This is a genomic window from uncultured Maribacter sp. (genome assembly GCF_963977385.1).
Taxonomy (GTDB): Bacteria; Bacteroidota; Bacteroidia; order Flavobacteriales; family Flavobacteriaceae; genus Maribacter.
Map to the genome: position 1 here is coordinate 65,141 of NZ_CAXBOU010000014.1, position 19,988 is coordinate 85,128.

A 19,988-nucleotide genomic window follows, 5' to 3' on the forward strand; every position below is an offset into this window, starting at 1 on the left:
TTTTTACAATAATTCACTACATTGTTTCTGAAATATCATCTATGATTACTTTTCCCTTATTCGCTGGCCTAGCAGCCTCAATTCTACATGTAGTCTCAGGCCCTGACCATCTGGCGGCTGTAACTCCGTTAGCAATTGAAACTAGACGTAAAGTCTGGAAAATTGGACTGTTCTGGGGTTTTGGACATTTGACAGGAATGCTTTTAATAGGATTACTTTTTCTACTGTTCAAAGAATATATTCCAATAGAAAAGATATCGGAACATAGCGAACAGCTGGTTGGAGTTGTATTAATTGCTGTTGGTCTCTGGGCTTTATTTAGTATGTTTTACAAAAGCAAGAGACATAAGCATCCACATGTCCATGGCGGGGAAGAACCATATATTCATGTTCATGAACACAATCATGATACTAATAAATTTGAACATTCTCATAACCATGATAAGAAACCGAAACAAAATCTGTGGTCATCTTTTGGAATCGGGGTTCTACATGGACTTGCAGGAATAGCGCATTTTATTTTGCTCCTACCGGTATTGGGGTTTGAAAACCAATTGGATAGTATTCAATACATAGTTGGCTTTGGATTAGGAACTTTGTTGGCTATGACGATTTACACCTTTTTACTGGGAATAATCACTAGTTATTCTAAAGGTCAAAAGAGTAAATTTCTTTTCAAAACAATTCGCCTATCAGGGGGTATTTTTGCAATCGCAATTGGTGCGTATTGGCTTTATCTTAGCCTTTAAAACTTCAAATCAGTAATAACAACTCTATGATTTCCAGTGTCAGCAATAATCAGTTTATCATTTTGCGTACAGATTGAAAAAGGCCAATACAATGAGCTTGAAGTGCCATGCATGGTTTCTTTGTTTTCGCTACCTGTATTAAAATCCCGCTTGCCGATTACCGCTGTTGCTTCTACATTGTTTTTTATCGGTACTTCTTCGAACCATAAGATTCGGCTATTGCCCGTATCATTAACTAAGAGACCATCTTTATAGAAACAGGCGTCGTATGTCCAATTTAGTGATCTCGGAGTAGGAAACAAACTAAATTGATTTTGACCACTTGCGTCGAAATCTGTTTGACCCACAATTACATCTGCTTGTTTTGAAAAAGCTTCGTCTGCATTATTCCATATAAGGTTACGGTAGAATTGCGTATCAGCAACAATCATCTGTTTCTTCGTATTTACTTTAATCGAATAAGGCCAAATGGGTTCATTATTTTCATAATCGCGAGTATCGAAATTAGACTTTCCTATTACTTTATCCGCGGCGGTGAAATTAGTGTTTGGAATATCTTCATAGAATAGAATTCTACGATTACCCGTATCTGCTATCCACAAGCTTTTTCCATCTGAAAAAACACCGTAGGGCCAGTTTAAAGTTTTTGCCGAAGGGTTATTTCCGATACCTGCCACGTTGGGTTGGTTTAAATAGAAATCAGGCTGACCTATCACTATATCAGCTGGTTGTCCATTTTTTGTCGGTAATGAATGCCAAACAAGTACGCGATGATTCCATGCGTCACCAATAATCAAAATTTTACCATTGCTCCATATTCCCGAAGGATAAAGCAATGTTTTTGCAGTAACTACTCCCCCAGAATTTCTCCCGGTTTCTAATACATCCGATTGACCCAAAACTACATCGGGTTCTTGAAATTCAACTGTTGGCAAGTCATTCCAAATAAAAACACGGTTACGACCTGTATCAGATACAAATAGGTGATTATTTGCTACAAAAACTCCTCTTGGAGCCAAAAATGGCATTTCTTTAGACCCTTTAAAAACATAAGAATTGTCAACGTGTTCACCGAGGGTTTCAAAATTCATACTAACAGATTCTTGGTAGTTGCTCTCCAGGTAACATACTGATGACTCGTTTACCGCCAATAGCACTTTCCATGATGACTTGTCTAGGGTGTTCAGCAACTACGCTTCCAATAATTCTAGCGTTTTTCCCATTTTCATCCTGTTGCAAAACAGCTAAAATTGTATCGGCTTCTGACTCGGAAACAAAGGCAATGAATAGTCCTTCATTAGCTACATATAAGGGGTCTAGACCTAATAATTCACAGGCACTTGCAACTTGCTCATCCATAGGGACATCTCTTTGAACTAAATCAATTCCTATTTCCGACGATTGGGCGATTTCTTTTAGAACGGTTGCGACTCCGCCACGCGTGGGGTCTGTCAATAAATGAATGTTCTCCCCAAATTGTTCTATCAAGTCAATGATTGTATGATTCAAATTGGCGGTGTCGCTCTCAATTTCAGAATCAAATTCTAAACCTTCCCGAACAGACATAATAGCCATTCCATGGGAGGCGACATTACCACTGATAATTATTTTATCTCCAACTGTAATGTTCTTTGCACTAATGTTAGACTTTGGATGTATCGGGCCAACTCCTGATGTGTTCACAAAAATTTTATCTCCTTTTCCCTTCTCAACAACTTTAGTATCGCCAGTTACTACTTGCACCCCAGCTTTTTCACAAGCGAATTTAATAGCAACCAGAATATCCCAAAATTCTTTCACGGGAAGTCCTTCTTCAATAATAAAACTTAACGAAAGATATTTAGGTGTGGCACCGCACATAGCCAAATCATTGACCGTTCCGTTTACAGCGAGCTCTCCAATATTTCCTCCTGGAAAAAAAATAGGAGAAACTAAAAAACTATCCGTTGAAAAAGCAGTTTTACCTTGCAGATCTATAAAAGCACCATCATGACGTTCATCCAGAATATCATTGCTTAACAGATCGAAAACACCACTATCCAGAAGTTTGTTTGTTAAAACCCCGCCACTTCCATGACCTAGGGTAATGACATCAAAGTCAAGTTTGGGCATGGGGCATTGCAGCTGCATGCGTATTTTATTGTTTTCCGACATTTAATATGATTATGCTTCCACTAATCCAGAAAAATGATAGTACGCGGCACAAGCTCCCTCACTGCTAACCATGGGTGCTCCAAGTGGATTTGTAGGCTTACACTTCTTTCCAAATTGGGAGCATTCGAAAGGTTTTTTTATTCCCTTCATAATCTGTCCTGAAATACAATCTGGATTTTCAGGAGCCTCGTCAATGGTAACATTATATTTTTTAGCAGCATCAAATTCAGCGTACTTTTCTCTGACGGCATATCCGCTTTCAGGAATTTCACCGATTCCGCGCCACATCTGATTACGCACTTCAAACACTTCATTAATTACTTTTTGTGCCTCAAGATTACCATCTTCACGAACGATACGTGCATACTGATTTTCAACTGAGGATTTGCTTTGTTCTAATTGACGGATGACCATCAAAATACCTTGTAAAACATCCAAGGGTTCGAAACCGGTTACTACAATCGGCACTTTGTATTTGGCCGATATCAGATGGTACTCCGCGTTCCCCATAATCGTACAGACATGACCTGCCGCTAAGAAGCCGTCAATTTTACTTTCTTCATCATCAATAACAGCTTTAATAGCTGGCGGAACCAATACATGAGATGCTAAAATGGAATAATTTTTGACACCTCTAAGATGTGCATGAACAACGGATAAAGCATTGGCAGGAGCCGTAGTTTCAAAGCCAACAGCAAAGAAAACCACCTCTCTGTCAGGATTATCTTCTGCAATTTTCACCGCTTCTAAAGGGGAATATAAAATGCGCACATCAGCACCTTCAGCTTTAACCTCTAAAAGACTTTTTTGAGAGCCTGGTACGCGAAGCATATCCCCGAAAGAACAAAGAATGACTTCTTTCTCGAAGGCTAAATACACCGCTTTATCAATAAGGTTTAAAGGAGTCACACAAACGGGGCAACCAGGACCATGAATCATGGTAATCGAATCTGGCAACATGTCTATGATACCGTTTTTCACTAGACTATGCGTCTGTCCACCGCAAACTTCCATAATGGACCAAGGTCTGGAAACGGTATTTTTGATTTCCTCTAAATATTTTTTGGCTAGTTCTGGATCGCGATACTCGGACATGTATTTCATAGCTGCTGGTTTTAGTTCGTTTTTGGCAAATATTCATCTACATCGGTTAGGTCTCCCAGCTCGCCTATTTCTTCAAGATATTTAAAAGTTTTCTGTGCTTCCTCTTCATCAACTTTGCTAATAGCTACGCCAACATGAACTAATACATAATCATCAATATTGGCATCTGGCAACATCTCTAAACTAGCTTCTTTCATAATACCGCCGAACAATACTTTGGCCATACGTACCCTGCCATCATATTGCATATCAATGCTTTTTATCTTTCCTGGAATTGCTAAACACATAGTCTAAATTTTTATATACTGATAATAACACAGCTGACCGAACGAAATATTCTCATCGTTACTAGACAATATACGATTAAATTTTAATTTTATCCCTTGCTTTTGCGATAGTTGCGACAGTTTTGTGACTAAAAGGGAATTTTGAAAAACGCCGCCGCTGCAAGCAATTGTTTCATAGTCATTTTGCTTGGCAATTTTCAAAATAACCAAAGCAAGGGTATGGATAAAACTATTGGCGTTTCTAAATTTAGAAATTCCTTCTTCTTTTGCCTTTTGGATATTAGCAATGAGAGTTTTTGATGGAATTCTCTCAAATGCTAAGTCTTCTAAAAAATCGATATAATCATTACCGTCATAATTCCTGGCTTGATTTTCTAAAAGCATTGCCGCTTCTCCTTCGTAAGAAGTCTTATCAATGATATCCAATAGGGATGCGACAGCATCAAACAATCTACCAACTGAGGAAGTTTTTAAGCTGTTAATTTCTAACATCCTGTTATAAACTTTCCATTCGGTTTCGGAGAATTTAGACTTGGCAAGCTCTCTTTTTGAACATGGAAGTATACTGAGCAATGCCAAACGTGGTTCTATCGCCATTCTATCAGCAGCAATCCAATCTACATACTCAAAGTGCGAAAGGCGTTTCATTTTATGTTTTTCATAATTGAAAAATTCCCCTCCCCAAATGGCCTGATCGTCACCGAAACCTGTTCCATCCCAAACAACGCCTAATATTTTTTCCTTGGATTTAAATAAATCATGTTCACCCAATACACTAGCGAAATGTGCTTTGTGATGCTGAATGGAAACTAGTTTTGTATTGCTTTTTTTGGAAAACGCTTTACCCAAAATACTACTTTGATATTGCGGATGTGAATCAATCAAAATAACTTCTGGTTGGCTTTCAAAAAGTTCCTTGTATTTAACAATACTTTCTTGATAGCGCACTAGAACATCATAATTATCTAAGTTTCCAAAATAGGGACTCACGTAGGTATGTGCATTTGGCACGTAGCTGAACGTGCTTTTTAGATGAGCCCCCATTGCCAAAACTTTTACAGGATTAGATTGTGTTCCTTTTAAATAGTTTGGGGCAAGTCCTCGAGAACGGCGAAGTATAATTTGTTGCTCACCAGCGAAACGAACAACCGAATCATCCTGTGGAAAAGCAACTTCTAAATCGTGATGTAAAAAATACTCGGTTACTCCCGAAAGCTGTTGAATTGCATCTTCTTTTGTAGATATAATCGGCGAACCATGAATGTTGCCACTTGTTGCGATGATGGGTATTTTCAGCTCATCCATCAAAAGTACTAGTAGTGCTGAAGATGGTAACATAACACCAAACTGATTTAAATTAGGAGCGATACTTTCTTGCTCTAAATCTGTTATGCTCTCCTTCGGATTCAAAATAATGATGGGCGATACCGAAGAAGTAAGTGCTTTTTCTTCCGACAAACTAAGCTTAAAGTCGTTCTTTACTCTTTCGATAGAAGGATAGAGCATCGCAAAAGGCTTAGTCGGTCGTTTTTTCTTTGCTCTCAAACGTTCAATGGTTAATTTATTATTAGCGTCGCAGCAAAGTAGATAGCCATTTGTGTTTTTTATTGCTACAATGTCACCATCTAATATAAATTTTGAAACTTTTTTGATGATTTCTGAATCAGCATCAACTATTGTTTTTCCATCAGATGTGGTAACTTTCAACTTGATACCACAGTCAGCACAACTATTAGTCTGCGAATGAAATCGCCGGTCATTGGGATTGGTATATTCTGTTTGACATGCAATGCACATATCAAAAGCAGAAACTGTCGTGTTGGCGCGTTCAAATGGAAACTTTTTTGTCACCGCATAGCGAGGTCCACAGTTGGTACAAGTAGTAAAGGCATAACCGTATCGCCTATTGTTTGTATCTCTTATTTCTATTTTGCATGATTCACAAATCGTAAAATCTGGCGTAAGTGGAATGTTGATTTTATGATTTGATTCCGAATGAACTATTCTGAAGTCATCAAATTCTCGAAAAGCGATTTCTGAAATAGAATATGATTGAATACTAGAAACTTCAGGAGCACTCTTAAGAATAGTAGTTAGGAAGTCCCTTGCTTTTTCTTCAACCGAGTTTAAATGGATTAAAACACCATCCTCATTATTACAAACTGAACCGTTACATTGAAATTGATCGGCTAGGCCATAAATAAAAGGACGGAAACCCACCCCTTGTACCTGACCTGAAATAATAATTTGAAAGGTTTGTTGCATTTAGGCATTATCCTTCTTCTGTTTGATTTTTGCTAGCAGCCACTCGCACCATTCATCAATACCTTCCTCTGAAAGAGCGGAGATTTGAAGTACTTCCAGCTCATGATTTACCTCTCTAGCATCTTTAGTTACAGCTTCTACTGAAAATGGTACATAAGGCAATAAATCCGCTTTGGAAACCAACATCATATCGCTGGTCAAGAACATTTTTGGGTACTTTTTTGGTTTGTCATCCCCCTCGGTAGTGGCCATTAACGTTACACGATAATCTTCGCCCAAATCAAAAGATGAGGGGCAGACCAAGTTTCCTACATTTTCTATAAAAAGTAAATCGATGCTCTCTAAATCAAATTGGTCAAGTACTTGATGCACCATTTGAGCTTCTAAATGACAAATACCGCCTGTAACTATTTGAAGCGCCTGAATACCCGTTTCGCGAATACGGTCGGCGTCACGTTCGGTTTCTAAATCACCTACCATAACTGCCATGGTAATTTTATCTTTTAATTTTTGAGCAGTTTTTTGCATCAAAGTGGTTTTACCACTTCCTGCGGAAGATGTAATATTTATTAGAAGGGTTCCTTTATTTGCCATCTCCTTCTTAATTATATCCGCTACAAAATCATTGGCTTTGAGCAAATTGATATTGGTGTTTTCGCATTGCACCGTTCCTCGTGCTGCTTTTGTTGATTTTTCTACCATTTTCTTTTTTATTTGGGAAACCACATGTGGTTTTACTTTTAATAATCACCCGACCAGCAAGGTCAGTCTTCGAATTCCACTTTGTGAATCAGCATTTCTTCGCCCTGAATCACATTCTTGCTGGGCTTTCCACATTGATTACAAATGAATCGATATTTCTCTACGTCGGTAATATAGTCACAAAATTCACAATGTATTTTCAGACTAGTTGATTCTATATGCATTTCGACATGATGGTAACCGGGATTTGTTATATGATAAGCACTATAAGCATTGTGTAAAAGTCGTGGTTCGATATTTGAAAGTATACCAACTTTCAAATGAATAGCTTTTAACCTATTCAATTTTTCGGTTTCAAACTCTTGTTCAAGCGTTCGCATAATGCTATTTACTATAGATGTTTCATGCATTAAATTAAACTTTTAACTTTTTCTAGTTCTTTTAAATGGTCGTTCGCCTGTGAAATCAAATTAGCATCGCTAACCAATACCAAAACTTCTTCGGCTTTTGACTTCATATCTTCATATTTTTCAAGTTCTCCCAAACTATCTTCATTGTGAGTGAGCCAGCCCAATTCCAATTGGTTGAGAAGTGTCAATGCACGTTCAAAAGGATAAGCGTTTGCCGTTCGTACATCAAGGGCTTCGTTAAAAAGCAGAGCTGCTTTTTTTAAATTATTATGGATTTTAGCTGGTGGAAAATCCATCAAAGCTGTTGCATAGTTATGACTGGCCATAGCGTTTTCATACGGGTACTTGTCTTTAGTATAAAACGCCAAAACCTCTTTAAATGAAGACGCGCAAAAGGCGGTCCACATTGCCTTTTCCTCTGAACTAACAGGGATTTCTGAATATATCAAAGCCAGATTGTGATGAACATCAGCGAATTTCTGCGGATGTGTATCCCGCTTAAAAACTTTTAATACATCTTGAAAAGCATTTATAGCTGCTTTGTAATATTGTGGACTTCCATTTTTTGACCATGTATATAAGAGAATACCTTTTTTGAATCCCGCTTCCCCTAAAAATTCTGGAATATCCGCTTGTTTAAAATATTGAATCGCCTTATTGATCAGTTCTTTTGATGCAATATAATCTTTCTTGAAATTGGCGATTTCCGCTGCATCAACTAACAACATACCTGCTTGTACTTTTAGATTTTTTGACTCGTAATAAGCAATTGCTGATAATTGCACATCGTGAACTTCATCTAACTTTTTCTTACTATAAGGCACCTCTAATTCTGCCATTAGAATTCCGGCTAAATGCGTGCTCATTGCATTTTTAGCGTCATTAGAGATGGCAATCGAAAGTTGTGCTTCTACTAGTCGTTTTGCTTCCTTCAATTCCCCATAGTCTAGAAGTAAGTTTAGAAAATGTTTTGCCGTAAATACTCTGATTTCATCATTTTCAGCTTTGGAAAGTGCTTCGGAAAATTCCTTTTTAAGTTCTTCGTTGCTTTTAGGACCTTCGACTATCCCATAGTAGTTCACTACGGCATTATTGTGTAGTGATGTACGATAACAGAAATCAACCATGGAGGACGAAATCTCGTATCCAAACTGTAAATGGGTAGCAATCAAAAGATGCTGATATAAAAGAGATTCTTCTGAAACAAACTCAAATGATTTCTGTTGATTTCCTAATTTATAAAAAACCAAAGCGAGTAAGTTTTCTTTAGTAAATGGGGTAGTTGGAAACACATAAGGTGGTTCCAAATCATACCAATCCAAAGGAACTATAATCTCATCAGAATTTATCACTAAGGTTTTAAAATCAGTTATGGTATTTGAATCCTGAGTAACAGTAACCAATTCATCTAATCTATCAATAGACGCAATAGTATTTAGAATTTTTTGGTTAGTGTCAGTTGTTGTTAATATTGTAAGCATCTTTATCTACTTTTTGTGAACCTCTAGGGTCTTTTGCCGCCGTTTGCTGCATACTTCTTCCATAAATTTCAGCTAGTCGCTCAGAACGGTAATCACCAATAGTTTTAATCAAAACCTGATTCGGGTCTTTTGTATTGATAAAAATAAGTGAAACTTCCCAACGACCTTTTACAGGGGTAACTTTGTATTGTACCTCTGAATCCAAAAGCCAGTTGTTTTTTTGCTTCGTCATGAAATATTCACCTTTATCAAGCTGGTTTTCTCAATGATTTCGTAGCCTAATGGCCTATCTGTCGTATCCAAATCGTTGTCTATCAAAATCTCCCGTATCGCAAGTGTTTTATCGCCTTTCAAATTACGGGATTTTAAAAGAAACTGCGTTGGTTTGTAAAGTTTAACAAACCATTGACTGGAAACAGGTGTAATCAAAATGTTACCTTGTTCTTTAACATAGGTCACATAAGCATAATGGATTTCACCAAAAATTGGTTCAACCAATTCATGGTCCAAATAAATATGTGAATTCTTTAAGTTAATTTTCGTAATCACATCGGAATCGATAAATTTAGGTCTTCTAAAATATGCTGAACTACTTTGTCTCCGGCTTCTTTTACAACATCACTTAAATCAACTTCTAGTTTAGTATTTTCAATTGCCACTAAATATACCTGAATATCTTCAGGATACTCATCTTGTAATATTTTTTTGGTGTATGATAAAGCCTGATCCCATTTCATTCCATGGAGAAAAACCAAGGGGTCATCTTCAGGTGCTTTCATAACTTCTTCCGCTGGCACCTTGAATAAAGTGCCAACAGGCTCATTACTGTTTAAAACTGCATCTGCCAAAATGATTTTATTATGACCTTTTAATCCGAATAACACTTCAAAGGCTGCTGTACCCATATCGAAAATATTAATATTTTCAGATTCAGGAAGTTTTTCTCGTAGTTGTTCAATCACATAAATACCTACAGCATCATCGCTTCTGACCGGATTTCCAAACCCCATTATTGCCGTCTTCATATCTTTTTAATTTCAGTTAAATTAAAAAACTTTCCTGAGGTTACCCCTCAGGAAAGTCCTTATAAAACTATATGACAAAGGTTATAGTTTAAATCGTGATAGCTCTACGCCACTTTTAGCATCGTGGGCATGCACCGTGCAAACCAAGCAAGAATCGAAGGAACGAGCTACAATACCTACTTCTACTGGATCTAGTGGGTCTTCGATGTCTATACCAATTAGCGCTTCTTCAATTGGACCAGGATTATCATTACCATCTTGCGGACCAACATTCCATGTTGTCGGTGCCATCACTTGATAATTTTTGATTACACCGTCCTTAATCTCTATCCAGTGCGCTAAAGCACCACGGGCGGCTTCGGTAGCTCCAAAACCTTTTCCATCTTTCTCAACAGGCTTGATGTAGAACTCACCATCCAAATCAATTTCAGATAACCATTGTTCTACAAACTTATAGATTCTTGGAGCTTCATGAACTCTTGCCAATACCCTAGTGAATACACTAGGACCTAGTTTTTTCATAATATCACCAAACAAAGGATCTTGAATCTGGTGGTCTTTGTTCGCAGGATTAGAGTTCATTATTACACGCGCCAATGGTCCAGCTTCTGCTGCCTGCCCATCATAACGAGGTGATTTTGACCAACTATATTGATTATCAAAATCGCTATCATGTAAGGTTTGCGACTTCATTGGAGTTGGTAACGGCTCATCCCAAGGGTGAAGACCATCTTCTTGATCTTTATACCATGAATGCTTTACATGCTCGCTTACCTTCATATGATCAAACTCATGATAGTTTTCTCCATCAAAGAATCCACTTGATTGAATCAAAGCATCGTTCCTACCTTCTATAGTGGGATTGTTATATCTGTCTTTGTGTAAATATGTTCCTGTAGCCAGGAATTTACCAACGCCTTGACCAAATTTATCCAATCCGAATTCAATACCAGCTCTTATCAATAAACCTAAATCACTATTTTTTTGAGATTCATTTTCATCAACCCAAGCCAACATATCATCCCAAGACTTAATTTCCATGTATCGCTCAATAGAACAACCCAACCAAATCGGCTCAAGCCAATCATTTTTAAATTGTGCCAAAATTGCATGTGCCCGAGTAATATCTTTTAATGTAGGTGCACACATAACACCGCCTGGCACCATATAACTGGAGTGCGGCCATTGACCACCAAACAAAGCGTAAATCTGTACTGGTAATCCACTCGCTGTTAATCCTTTTTGAAATGTTTCACCAACATAAGCAGACCATCGTTTTACAACTTCTTCATAAAGAGGTTGATCTGCATATTTTTTATTTGCTAAATCCGTAGCAAAAATGGCATAGTACCATCTTGGGATACTTTGTAAGGTTTCCGAAGCTTGGCCAATAGCTCTTAACAAAAGTGCATTTGGGCTTAGTTTTGTTCCCCATGCCGTATCCAGCGCAGATGACGCACAATACAAGTGTGAACCTCCACAGATTCCACAAATTCTAGGTGTGACAATGAGTCCCGATTGCGGGTCTTTGCCCTCCATAATTTTCTCAAAACCTCTAAACATGGCCGCCTGAGTATGAGCTCGAGTTACTTTACCGTTTTCGATATAGACCTTTACATCTAAATCGCCCTCAACACGGCCAACAGGAGATATATTTAATTCTGTAACTGACATTTGTTTTTCTTTTAAGATTCTATTTATTTGGAAGTTTCCATTATTTTTTTGTTTGTTGGCATAACTTTTTGAAAACCTGCCTCTAAATAGTATGCTAGTTTTGTTCTTCCCTCTGGAACTTCTTTTGGAAAAACCCCTAAGTGCTTCATAGTTTTCAAAACACTACCTTTCATCAAATCATTATGAGGAAACCCTGGTTCGGTACATCCTAAACAAGGATGGTTTGAACGGGTTTTACTTGATTGTCTATTCCATAAAATATTATTGCAACTCGCACGCGTCATTGGACCTCTACAACCCACTTCATAGAATAAACATCCGCCGCGGCGACCGAACCCCCCGTCAACTTTTTGTGCAAAATTGGTAACGTTAGTACAACCATCTTGAACGAAGTCTGTAAAAAACGTTTTTGGTCTTTGATAATCATCTATTAAAACATCACCTATTCTACCAACAGAAATTGCCACTAATATCTGAGTAATCCAATCCGGATGCGCAGGGCAACCTGGTATATTTATAACTGGCAAACCGCCTTTGGACACATAGTCGGCTCCAAGGAAGCCCCCTTTGTTCTTTTTAAGGAATTGCATTCCAGTAGATTCACTAGGGTTTGGTGCCACAGCAGGTATACCTCCCCAAGTTGCACAATCACCAATAGCAACAACATAGCCAGCAACTTCAGAAAGTTCTTTAATCCAGTCCTTCATAGGTCGATCAGCAAATAAATTCATGGTACCTGTATTATCAGGACCTTGAATAATCGACCCTTCAAATACAAGAATATCCATCTGTACCTTTCCCGCAAGGATATCCTTTAATAGGTCTTGAACTTGGTCCCCAATCTGTAAACCTGTTGTTGGGTGCCATAGTATGTTTAATCCGAAGTCGGTGATAAGTTCCACCACAGTTGGTTCTTCGGCGTTCAAGAAGGACATTGTGTTTCCACTGCATGCCCCTCCTTGTAACCAGAGTACGTTTGCCATAATTTGAGAAATATTTAATATATAGTTAAGTAAGATATGAATATGCTCATTATTTAGCAAAACAATTATGGCATAACCATCTATTTGGAATATTTCTAAATAAATTTGTTTTTGAAAAACTAAAAATCCGAATATAAAATCGCATACTAAGTAATATTCTTTGCGAATAATTTGCTTTCATTTTCAAATCGCAATCGAAGCTTTTTCATATCCTCGGAGAGTTTAATATCTAATATTTTTGCATAATGTTGAGTCGTTTTCAATGACTTGTGTCCTAACATCTTACTAACAGATTCAATAGGTACACCATTAGATAAAGTTATAGTAGTTGCAAACGTATGTCTAGCCATATGAAAGGTTAATTTCTTCGTTATACCACTAAGATCAGCAATCTCTTTAAGGTACCCGTTTGTTTTCTGATTACTATAAACAGGTAGTAGCTTATTTTCATAATTTATCATACTAGCATATTTGGATATAATTTGCTCGGCAACGGGTAAAATTGGAATACTACTTAATGTTTTTGTCTTCGTCCTGTTTACTTTTATCCATCGTCCACCATCCATGCCTATTACAATATCGTCTTCTTTGAGTTTTGCAACATCAACATAGGCAAGACCTGTGTAACAGCTAAAAATAAAAACATCCCTAACCTGCGACAACCTAGGAATTGAAAAGTCAGCTTCAATGAGTTTATCAATTTCATCTTTTCTTAAAAACTCCTTATCAATGGTCTTCGCCCGCAGTTTGAAATTATAAAACGGATCCTTATCCAACCATCCATTTGCACAAGCCACCCTTATGATTTTTTTAAAATAAGCAACATACTTTAAAGCTGAATTATGCGAGAGATTTTGTTTGGTCTTTAAGAAGTAAATGAACCCATTGATATATTGGACATCTATACCCTTTAAAGGGTAATCATCTAACTTGTAATTAGATTTAATGTATTTGGCAAGATGCTTTTTGGTAGTTTTATACCTTTGTAAGGTCCTAAAAGAAAACTCTTTTCCTACCAACCTTTCCATTGTAAGATTGTGTTCTTCAAACATTTCTAGAATGAGTTTTCGACTTTTATTGACACCAATATATTCATCTCTTATACCTTTTGCCGTTACAATCTCGATATCTTGGTTTAAAAGATTCTGATAAATCTCATAAATCCTATTTTTGATTATATCCAGCTGTCGATTAGCCTGTCTCGCTTCTATGCTATATCCAATAACCCGGTTTGCTTTAGCATTCCATTTTGATATAGGTATTTTCCGCAAAGTGCTGACTTCTGCTCTTTTACCATTGACAGTTATTCGTAGATAAATGGTGGCCATAGATAGGTCACCAGTAGCCTTTTTCCTGAGATAAAATAAAACGGACAACGAATTCTGCATTAATTTTCGATTTAAAATACTTAAATATAGAAAATAATTCACAAAAGTCAACGCTGTAAGCTACTGTAAATAAGAGAATTAAAATCAATTCGGGCGCAGTAACTACTATCTTTCTAGTGCGCCCGAATTAGACACCTGCCAGATGGTTTTAAATGGTCCTAAATGATATCGTTAAAAAGAAAAAACCCTGTAAAACATATAGTTTACAGGGTTTTGGTGTAATGTAATCTGTTAATCGTACTCGAGGCGGGAATCGAACCCGCACTCCGAAGAACTGGATTTTGAATCCAGCGATTTTAATATCAAAATCAAGTAAACATACTTATAATCAATTGATTAATAATGTTTTAATATTTATTTATTTCATTTAATAACATCCTAAATCAATATTTGTTGTACCTATGTTGTACCAAAAATGATTATCTTTATAATCCGAATTATAGGGTTATGGCATCGAACGCAAAAATTGTAGTAAGAAAAAAAGTAAATAAAGAAGGGTTATACCCATTGGCAATACGTATTACTAAAAATCGTAAATCCACATATCATTACATTGGTCACTACGTTGATTTGAAAGATTGGGATGAAAATAAATCAAGAGTAAAAAAGTCTAATACAAATTCTATTAGGCTAAATAATTTATTAGCTACAAAACTATTAGAAGTCAACAAAGCACTTGTGGATTTGCAATCTGAAAAAAAGGACTATTCAGCGAATCAGATTAAAGAGTCTCTATATTCCGCATCTAAATCAAGTGCCTTTTATGAAATTGCAAATGATTTTCTTTTTGAACTTGAAGCAAATAATAAACTTGCCCAACTGTCCGCAGATAGAGTCCGTGTAAATCACGTCATAAACTTTAGTAAGTCTAAGCAATTAACCTTTCCTGAAATTGACGAGCAGTTTTTGAGAAAATTTCAAATCTATTTGAAAAAAGAATTTAACCTTTCAGAAAGGTCAATAGTAAATAATCTTGTGGTCATTAGAACTATCTATAACAGGGCTATAAGAATGAACTTAGTAGATAGAAAACTCTATCCTTTTGGTTCTGACAAGATTAGAATTAAATTTCCTGAAACTGAAAAAATAGGGCTTAACCAACAAGATATAATAGCGTTCGAAACTGTAAAAAACTTAACAACTTGTGAAACGCATGCTCGCAATGTTTGGCTATTCAGCTTTTATTTTGCTGGTATTAGAGCTGCAGATGTTCTCAAAATAAAATGGTCTAATATTTATGACGAAAGATTAAACTACAGAATGAATAAAAACTCAAAATTGCTTTCTCTGAAAATTCCTGAGAAAGCCTTATCCATATTACGCTGCTATAAGAATGATAAACGAAATGACGAAGATTTTGTCTTTCCGGAGTTGAAAAAGGCTGATCTTAAAGATGCCAAAGATGTTTATGCTAAGACCAAAACGGCTACAAAAAAATTGAACAAATACCTAGTTGAAGTTGCCAAGAAAGCAAAAGTTAAAAAGAAAGTAACAATGCATATTGCACGTCATAGTTTTGGAAATCTATCCGAAGACAAAATCCCAATTAAAATACTTCAAAAATTATATAGGCATAGCGACCTCAAAACAACCATAAACTATCAAGCGAACTTCATCCACAAAGATGCGGATGATGCTTTAGATAGTGTTGTTAACTTTTAATCTATTTTACACTCTGCTAAAAGCACCCTTTTAGATGTGAGCTATATTTGAATTGGATTCGCTAATTTTTGATTGAAGCATTTAACCAACATTTTATACAGTTCTGGATGTTTTTTTTTGAGCAAGTCTGGACACTCAAAGAAATATTCTGAAGCTACTGCAAAAAATTCAGCCTGATTTGTACCTCCGTATTTTCTGATATCAGAATGATTGTCATTTATCGCTTCCATTTCTTTATGGATTAAATTCAGCCAAGGTATTGCATATTGATGTTCTAATAATCGCTCTGGAACGCCATCTGTACTGTCATCCAGCTTATCAATGAGATGCACGAATTCGTGTATGCCAGTATTGCTTTTATCGGTTGTGTTTTTAAAACCGTGATACAATGCTTTTTAGATAAAATCATTTGTTTCTCAAAACGTCCATTTCCAACTATTCCACCAATATTGCGCGAGTTATCCTTACTGCTAAATTGCATATCTTCATTAAAATTATCTGGATATAATAGAATGCTACTTAAATTAGTGTAATGCCATTCTTTAAAGCCAAAAACAGGAATTACCGCACTTGCTGAAATTAAAATTTTGTCTAATTCTTCTAATTCAAACTGCACACCATCTATATAAACTTCACTTAAAAATTGCATCATTCGTTGCTAAAAAACAAGTTGCTTGTCTTCTGAAAGATTCTGGTAATAGAGAACATGCTCCATTAATAATTTGTTCCAATGTTCTGGAAAAGGCTTTACGTTTTGTCGTTTCGCTTTTCGATAAAAATCAATAGCAAACAGCAGAATCCCAACAAAAATTAAAATATAAACCATATTAAAACGCGAGAATTAATCTACAGGTTCCGCTTTAAAGCCTACTTTTTGTAATGTAGCCTTTACATCTTCTTCTGAAGCACCATCGCTTTCAATGGTTAAAATTTTATCAGGATTAGCGGTATCCACTTTCCAACTTTCTACACCTTCTTGCTTGTTTAAAAATGGGGTAACTTTTGAAACGCATCCACCACAATTGATATTTGTTTTAAATTTTAAAGTTTTCATTGTATTTGAATTTATGATTAATATTAAAGTTTTACTTGTTTAAGCCTTAAGCTATTTAGAACTACAGATACGCTACTGAAAGCCATTGCCATTCCTGCAATCATTGGGTCCAATAAAAATCCATTTACGGGATACAAAACGCCTGCTGCAATTGGAATACCTATGAGATTATAAATGAATGCCCAAAAAAGATTCTGACGTATGCCCAAAACAGTTCTCTTTGACAGTTCCAATGCTTTTGGGATGGATTGTAAATCTGACGTTATCAATGTCATTTTTGCAACGTCCATTGCTATATCCGAACCTTTACCCATAGCGATACTTACATTGGCTTGTGCCAAAGCGTGAGAATCGTTGATGCCATCGCCTACCATAGCTACTATCTTCCCTTCTGCTTGTAATTTTTCAACAAAAGCCGCTTTCTCTGAAGGCATGACTTCTCCTTGGTAATTTGTTATTCCTACTTGTTTTGCGACAGCTGATGCGGTTTTATTATTATCTCCAGTAAGCATATAGACCTCGATCCCTCGTTCTTGAAGCGTTGCTATGGCCTTTTTTGAAGTTTCCTTAATTTTGTCTGCAATGGCGAGTATAGCCAGCACTTCTTTTTCATTACCAAAAAATATGACAGTTTTTGCCTGTTCTTCGAGACTTTCTGCTGTCTGTATTAAGGAAGGGTCGATTTGAATGTTTTTCTCAATCATTAATTTATGGTTTCCCACATAGTATTGTGAACCATTTTCTGCTTGCGCTTTAACACCCATTCCTGTAATACTTTCAAAAGAAGTCATTTCAGCTTTTTCAATATTTTCATCTTTAAAGTGGTTGACTACTGCTTCCGCCAAAGGATGTTCTGATTGTGCTTCTATTGCCAAAAGAATTTGCTTGTATTGATTTTTATTTTCAAGGTTATTCTTCCAAAGTATATCAGTTACTAACGGTTTTCCTTCTGTAATTGTGCCTGTTTTATCAAGAATGACAGCGTTCACTTTATGACCAAGTTCTAAACTTTCTGCATCTTTAATTAGGATGTTATTTTCTGCCCCCTTACCAATACCCACCATAATTGCAGTAGGTGTTGCTAATCCAAGCGCACAAGGACAAGCAATAACTAATACAGCTACAGAAGTTAATAAGGCTTGCGAAAATGCATTATCACCACCAATTAACATCCAAACGATGAATGTAACGATAGATATACCTAATACAACAGGAACAAATATTCCGGCAATTTTGTCGACCAGTTTTTGCACCGGTGCTTTGCTTCCTTGGGCTTCCTGAACCATTTTAATGATTTGTGATAGCAAGGTTTCGCCTCCTACTTTTTCAGCAGTAAACTGAAAACTTCCTTTTTGGTTTACCGTACCTGCAAATACTTTTTCATCCTTAGATTTTTCTACGGGAACAGGTTCTCCCGTAATCATACTTTCATCTACATATGAGCTTCCTTTGAAAACTTCTCCATCTACAGGAATCTTTTCTCCCGGACGAACTAAAATAATTTGACCTACTTGAACAGCCGAAATAGGAATTTCTTTTTCTTCACCATTCTCTATAATCTTGAGGGTTTTGGGCTGTAGCCCCATCAATTTTTTAATGGCAGAAGAGGTATTTGACTTTGCCTTTTCTTCCAATAGTTTCCCCAATGAAATAAAGGTTATAATTACCGTTGCCGCCTCATAATAAACGTGAGGCTCGATACCTTGACTTAACCAGAAATCAGGAAAAAAAGTATTGAATACACTAAAGAGAAAAGCGATTCCGGTACTCAAGGCTACTAGCGTATCCATATTCGCCTTCCCGTGTTTGGCTTGTTTGAAAGCATTGATGAAAAAGTTACGACCGAACCAAAAAAGAACAGGAAAAGTTAATACCAAGGATATCCACTTACCTGATTCCCACTGCATATAGAACATTCCCAAGACAAAAATTGGAAGCGTAAGTATTGCCGACCAGATGGTACGGTTTTTTATATCCTGATAGTGCTTTTGTTGAAGTTCTTGTTGTACTTCTGAAGGGTTTTCTGCATCAATGATAATATCATAACCCACTTCGCGAAGTGCATTTTGAAGTTGATTAGGACTCAACTTTTTGTCGTATTCCACAAGAACAGTACTACTAGCAAAGTTTACGCTTGCATCAATTACGCCGTCTGTATGTTTTAACACAGATTCAACGCTTGATGCACACGATGCGCAGGTCATTCCAGTAACTGGGAATGATTCTTTTATTCCTTGCTTATGGTTTTTCTCTTTTGTTTCAAATATGTTAATTGTCTCCATAATCCTATACTTCTTTGTACACCACAAATTTCAGGATTAAAGGACTTTAATGTGTTACAGAATAAGCTGAATGATTTGTAGAATTTACTGATTATACATTCTAAATCTCATCTAAAGATTTACGATTCTTATCTATGACTTTCTTGAATTGGGTAGGTGTCATTCCTGTAACTTTTTTAAATTGATTGCTTAAATAGGCGACACTACTATAGTTCAAGGTATGAGATATTTCACTTAAGGTTAACTCATCGTAAACTATGAATTCCTTAATGCGTTCAATTTTCTGGTTTATGATGTACTGCTCGAACGTAATACTTTCAACCGATGAGAATAGGGAACTTAAGTATTTATAATCAAGATGCAGATTTTTAGCTATATAGTCTGCCCATTTAATATCCAATTCGTCTGACGAGTGATGGATTTTATCCACCACCAAAGTTTTCATCTGTTCTATAAGTTGACTTCTACGATCGTTGATTAAGCTAAAGCCAGAATCTTGAAGTGCTTTAGAAAAAGTGTTTTTAGTTTCCTCACTTAAAGGCGTTGTTAATTCAACCTCTCCTAATTTAATTGAGCCATATGAAATAGCTAGTACTTGTAAAATGTTAGATACTGCTGAGATACATCTTGGGCAGACCATATTTTTTATATGGATGGTATTGGACATATTTTATAATTAAAATATTATAATCAAATATTGATGCCTTTAAATGCAAAGTAAAAGACCAACAGTACGGCTAAAAAAAACAACAATACAATAGCAAGTAT

At 36.4% G+C, this 19,988-nt stretch carries 19 protein-coding genes, 1 tRNA gene and 1 pseudogene; 2 read left to right on the forward strand and 19 right to left on the reverse strand.

Annotated features, from left to right (window positions below; all coding sequences use genetic code 11):
* The first annotated feature begins 41 nt into the window (after positions 1–41).
* On the forward strand, positions 42–749 hold the full coding sequence (locus AAC084_RS14595; RefSeq protein WP_339840948.1) for a sulfite exporter TauE/SafE family protein: 708 nt from the start codon (positions 42–44) through the stop codon (positions 747–749).
* Here the strand turns inward: AAC084_RS14595 and AAC084_RS14600 are convergent.
* The 15 genes from AAC084_RS14600 to AAC084_RS14670 form a co-directional block, all read right to left on the reverse strand.
* On the reverse strand, positions 746–1,840 hold the full coding sequence (locus tag AAC084_RS14600) for a hypothetical protein (protein WP_210708466.1): 1,095 nt from the start codon (positions 1,838–1,840) through the stop codon (positions 746–748). The two genes, AAC084_RS14595 and AAC084_RS14600, sit on opposite strands and share 4 nt — an antisense overlap.
* A gap of 1 nt (position 1,841) precedes the next feature.
* A complete protein-coding gene (gene hypE / locus AAC084_RS14605) occupies positions 1,842–2,861 on the reverse strand; it encodes a hydrogenase expression/formation protein HypE (protein WP_210708548.1) in 1,020 nt (339 codons plus the stop codon).
* 51 nt (positions 2,862–2,912) lie between these two features.
* On the reverse strand, positions 2,913–4,007 hold the full coding sequence (gene hypD / locus AAC084_RS14610; protein ID WP_339729938.1) for a hydrogenase formation protein HypD: 1,095 nt from the start codon (positions 4,005–4,007) through the stop codon (positions 2,913–2,915).
* An 11-nt stretch (positions 4,008–4,018) separates the two neighbouring features.
* Positions 4,019–4,294, reverse strand: a complete 276-nt coding sequence (locus AAC084_RS14615; RefSeq protein WP_210708468.1) for a HypC/HybG/HupF family hydrogenase formation chaperone — start codon at positions 4,292–4,294, stop codon at positions 4,019–4,021.
* 3 nt (positions 4,295–4,297) lie between these two features.
* Positions 4,298–6,559 (reverse strand): carbamoyltransferase HypF, encoded by a 2,262-nt coding sequence (gene hypF / locus AAC084_RS14620; protein WP_210708469.1) that lies wholly within the window; start codon positions 6,557–6,559, stop codon positions 4,298–4,300.
* Positions 6,560–7,261 (reverse strand): hydrogenase nickel incorporation protein HypB, encoded by a 702-nt coding sequence (gene hypB / locus AAC084_RS14625; protein ID WP_210708470.1) that lies wholly within the window; start codon positions 7,259–7,261, stop codon positions 6,560–6,562. It lies immediately after the preceding gene.
* A gap of 62 nt (positions 7,262–7,323) precedes the next feature.
* Positions 7,324–7,671 carry a hydrogenase maturation nickel metallochaperone HypA gene (locus tag AAC084_RS14630; RefSeq protein ID WP_210708471.1) on the reverse strand — a complete coding sequence of 116 codons (348 nt, stop codon included), beginning with the start codon at positions 7,669–7,671 and terminating at the stop codon, positions 7,324–7,326.
* Complete coding sequence (locus tag AAC084_RS14635) at positions 7,671–9,152, reverse strand: hypothetical protein (protein WP_339729942.1); 1,482 nt, start codon at positions 9,150–9,152, stop codon at positions 7,671–7,673. Before AAC084_RS14635 ends, AAC084_RS14630 begins: the two co-directional genes overlap by 1 nt.
* Positions 9,127–9,384, reverse strand: coding sequence for a hypothetical protein (locus AAC084_RS14640; protein ID WP_210708473.1), 258 nt, complete (start codon positions 9,382–9,384; stop codon positions 9,127–9,129). The genes AAC084_RS14635 and AAC084_RS14640 overlap by 26 nt, the downstream gene beginning before the upstream one ends.
* Complete coding sequence (locus AAC084_RS14645) at positions 9,381–9,701, reverse strand: hypothetical protein (protein ID WP_339729944.1); 321 nt, start codon at positions 9,699–9,701, stop codon at positions 9,381–9,383. Before AAC084_RS14645 ends, AAC084_RS14640 begins: the two co-directional genes overlap by 4 nt.
* Positions 9,698–10,177, reverse strand: coding sequence for a hydrogenase maturation protease (locus AAC084_RS14650; protein ID WP_210708475.1), 480 nt, complete (start codon positions 10,175–10,177; stop codon positions 9,698–9,700). The genes AAC084_RS14645 and AAC084_RS14650 overlap by 4 nt, the downstream gene beginning before the upstream one ends.
* An 81-nt stretch (positions 10,178–10,258) precedes the next feature.
* Complete coding sequence (locus AAC084_RS14655; protein ID WP_210708476.1) at positions 10,259–11,851, reverse strand: nickel-dependent hydrogenase large subunit; 1,593 nt, start codon at positions 11,849–11,851, stop codon at positions 10,259–10,261.
* 23 nt (positions 11,852–11,874) lie between these two features.
* Positions 11,875–12,834, reverse strand: a complete 960-nt coding sequence (locus AAC084_RS14660) for a hypothetical protein (RefSeq protein ID WP_210708477.1) — start codon at positions 12,832–12,834, stop codon at positions 11,875–11,877.
* Between the two features lie 146 nt (positions 12,835–12,980).
* Positions 12,981–14,222, reverse strand: coding sequence for a site-specific integrase (locus AAC084_RS14665; protein WP_210708478.1), 1,242 nt, complete (start codon positions 14,220–14,222; stop codon positions 12,981–12,983).
* Positions 14,223–14,459: 237 nt separating this feature from the next.
* Positions 14,460–14,537 (reverse strand) — tRNA-Leu (locus tag AAC084_RS14670).
* A 132-nt stretch (positions 14,538–14,669) separates the two neighbouring features.
* Between AAC084_RS14670 and AAC084_RS14675 the strand changes: the two genes are divergently transcribed.
* Positions 14,670–15,884, forward strand: coding sequence for a site-specific integrase (locus tag AAC084_RS14675; protein ID WP_339840949.1), 1,215 nt, complete (start codon positions 14,670–14,672; stop codon positions 15,882–15,884).
* Between the two features lie 41 nt (positions 15,885–15,925).
* Here the strand turns inward: AAC084_RS14675 and AAC084_RS14680 are convergent.
* The 4 genes and pseudogenes from AAC084_RS14680 to AAC084_RS14695 all read right to left on the reverse strand — a co-directional run bounded on the left by AAC084_RS14680 (position 15,926) and on the right by AAC084_RS14695 (position 19,887).
* Positions 15,926–16,710, reverse strand: a pseudogene (locus tag AAC084_RS14680) (M90 family metallopeptidase).
* A gap of 15 nt (positions 16,711–16,725) precedes the next feature.
* Positions 16,726–16,938, reverse strand: a complete 213-nt coding sequence (locus AAC084_RS14685) for a heavy-metal-associated domain-containing protein (RefSeq protein ID WP_339840950.1) — start codon at positions 16,936–16,938, stop codon at positions 16,726–16,728.
* Positions 16,939–16,961: 23 nt separating this feature from the next.
* Complete coding sequence (locus AAC084_RS14690; protein ID WP_339840951.1) at positions 16,962–19,220, reverse strand: heavy metal translocating P-type ATPase; 2,259 nt, start codon at positions 19,218–19,220, stop codon at positions 16,962–16,964.
* A 100-nt stretch (positions 19,221–19,320) separates the two neighbouring features.
* Positions 19,321–19,887: an AraC family transcriptional regulator gene (locus AAC084_RS14695; protein ID WP_339840952.1), complete on the reverse strand. Its 567-nt coding sequence runs from the start codon at positions 19,885–19,887 to the stop codon at positions 19,321–19,323.
* Positions 19,888–19,988 lie beyond the last annotated feature (101 nt).